The sequence below is a fragment of the Streptomyces sp. NPDC111507 genome, assembly GCF_055638955.1.
On record NZ_JBVKBU010000051.1, the window covers coordinates 1 to 2,531 of the forward strand.

General features: G+C 71.9%; 3 protein-coding genes. All 3 read right to left on the reverse strand.

What is annotated here, in order from left to right:
• Positions 1-789: GlgB N-terminal domain-containing protein (locus tag ACZ7M2_RS52390; RefSeq protein ID WP_471601361.1), on the reverse strand; the 789-nt coding region annotated here is incomplete at its 3' end.
• Positions 790-848: 59 nt separating this feature from the next.
• The gene (locus ACZ7M2_RS52395) at positions 849-2,330 is read right to left on the reverse strand and encodes a maltokinase N-terminal cap-like domain-containing protein (protein ID WP_471601362.1); all 1,482 of its coding nucleotides are present in this window, start codon (positions 2,328-2,330) and stop codon (positions 849-851) included.
• Positions 2,331-2,396: 66 nt separating this feature from the next.
• The coding region (locus ACZ7M2_RS52400; protein ID WP_351710222.1) for an alpha-glucosidase C-terminal domain-containing protein at positions 2,397-2,531 on the reverse strand (135 nt) is incomplete at its 5' end.

The window sequence follows — 2,531 nt, forward strand, 5'->3', positions numbered from 1 at the left end:
GCGCCACGAGGGGAGGTGGACCTCGTAGACGGACAGCGGTGCCTCGTGCACCGGACGGGCACCCCGCCCCGCCATCCACTCCTCGTCCGTCCACATATGGGTCGACTCCGTGACGATCGAGGCGGTCGCCGGAGGCACTTCGGTGCGGCGGGCCATCGGGTCGGCGCGCATCGTGTGCGTACCGTCGGGCCGGGTGATGTCGAACTTGTACGGTGTTCCCTCGCCGATGCCCGGCAGGAACAGCTCCCAGACACCCGAGGAACCGAGCGACCGCATGGGGTAGGCGGTGCCGTCCCAGTGGCAGAAGTCCCCGCAGACCCTCACCCCCTGGGCATTGGGTGCCCAGACCGTGAAGCGGGTGCCGGTCACGTCCTGGTGGGTCATGGGATGAGCCCCGAGGGCCCGCCACAGCTCCTCGTGGCGTCCCTCGCCGATCAGATGCAGATCGACCTCGCCCAGCGCGGGCAGGAAGCGGTACGGGTCATGCACCTCGTACGCGTGGCCCGCGTACGTCACCGACAGCACGTACTCGGGGATCGTGCCGAGCGGCAGGACACCCGAGAAGAGGCCGTCACCGACCCCCCGTAGCTCCGTGCGGCGGCCGTCCACCACCACCGCGACGGCCTCGGCGTACGGTCGTAGCACGCGGAACACGACGCCGCCCGGTATCGGGTGTGCGCCGAGCAGCGCGTGCGGATCGTGGTGGGCGCCCGACAACAGGCGCGCGCGGTCCGTCGCGTCCAGCGCGGCTACCGGCCTGGTGCCAACGGCGGTGGTGGGAACTGCCACGGCTTCAGCCTCCTCGGGGAAAGCGGTGGGGCGGATGGATCCTGGGCTCCGGGTCGTCGTCACAGGCGTTCAGCTGGACGTTCGACGCGGTGTTCGGCGTGATGCTCGACGCGATGGTCGGCTGGACGTGGGGCAGGGCGCTGGGTGGGGTGTGCGCCATGCTGTTCCCCCGCGCCTTCGGCGAGGCGACCGACCGCCGCCATCGGGACAGGCAGCCAGTCGGGCCGGTGCCTCGCCTCGTACAGCACCTCGTACACGGCCCTGTCGGTCTCGTACGCGCGCAGCAGTTCGGGCTCCTCGCGTGGGTCCCACGCGGCCGCGGCGGCGTACCCCGCGCAGAAGGCCTCCCGGCAGCGCTGCGCCCACTCGGGGCGCCATGGCCGGCGGGAGCGCGCGGCGTAGTCGAAGGAGCGCAGCATGCCCGCGACATCGCGTACGGGGGACTGGAGGCGCCGGCGCTCGGTGAGCGGACGGGCCGGCTCGCCCTCGAAGTCGATGACGGACCACTGCCGCCCGGCCCGCAGCACCTGCCCCAGGTGGAGGTCGCCGTGAATCCGCTGGGCCGGCCGAATTGCCGCGTCGAGCGCCGCGAGCGCGTCGAAGGCCGAGCGCAACCCGTCCGCGTGCGGCCGGAGTTGGGGCACGGATCGGGCCGTGGTGTCGAGCCGTTCACTCATCGCGGCCGCGAGTTGCCGGTGCTGCAACGGACTGGGCGCTCGTACGGGGAACGCCGCCGCCAGCGCCACATGTATCTCGGCGGTGGCCCGGCCGAGTTCGTATGCCTCTTCGGTGAACTCCCCGCCGGAGGTGAGTGAGTGGAGTGCCAGGGTCCAGCCGTCGGAGGCGTCGCGCAGGAACGGCTGGAGCACCCCGAGTGTGGCCTCCCGCGGCTGCGAGGTGCCGAACCACGCCGCGGGGGCGGGTACGCGGGTGCAGCCCTGCCGGGCCAGCGCCCAGGGCACCTCCAGGTCGGGGTTGATGCCCGGCTGGACGCGGCGGAAGACCTTCAGGATGAAGGAGTTCCCGTACACGAGCGAGGAGTTCGACTGCTCGGTGTCGAGGAGCCGGGGGGCGAGACCGCAGGGGACCGTCACCTGGGGATCCCGCTCGAAGAGCAGCGGTCCCGCAGCCCCGGGCGTGCGCAGCCGTTCCAGGAGCAGACCCGCCGCGTCGGGATCGTGGAAGGCGTCGTACACGCTGAGGTCGGCCAGGGGGCCCGCGCTCGGACGGCCTATGAAGGCGGGGGCGAGCCGGGGTGGGAGGACCTCGCGCGCGCCGAGCAGGAGCTGGTAGCAGTCGTCGGGCGGGGGAGTGCCGGGACCTTCGGGGTCGGAGCCGCCGAGGTGTTCGGTGCGTATCAGGAGATGCAGGCAGCCCGGGTACAGCTCGGTCGACGACACCACGCTCAGACCGGTGACGGGGTGGCCCTTGCCCGCGAACCAGCGCTGCCGCGGCAGCCATTGCCGCAGCAGTTCGGCGAGCGAGGTGAGCAGTGCGGCGGGGGCATGGCTGCCCGGACGGTGCAACGCGGTCTTCGGCATGGCGACACGTCCTTTCAGAGGCAAGCGATCTTCGATGGGCACACGATCACGTGCGATCACGTGCGGTCAGGATCGCCTGGCGGTGCCGGGGTTGATCGCGCGTCGCAGCCGGAACCAGTAGAAGCCGTGGCCCGCGAGGGTGAGCAAGTACGGCAGCTCTCCGATGGCCGGGAATCGCACCCCGCCGATGAGTTCGACCGG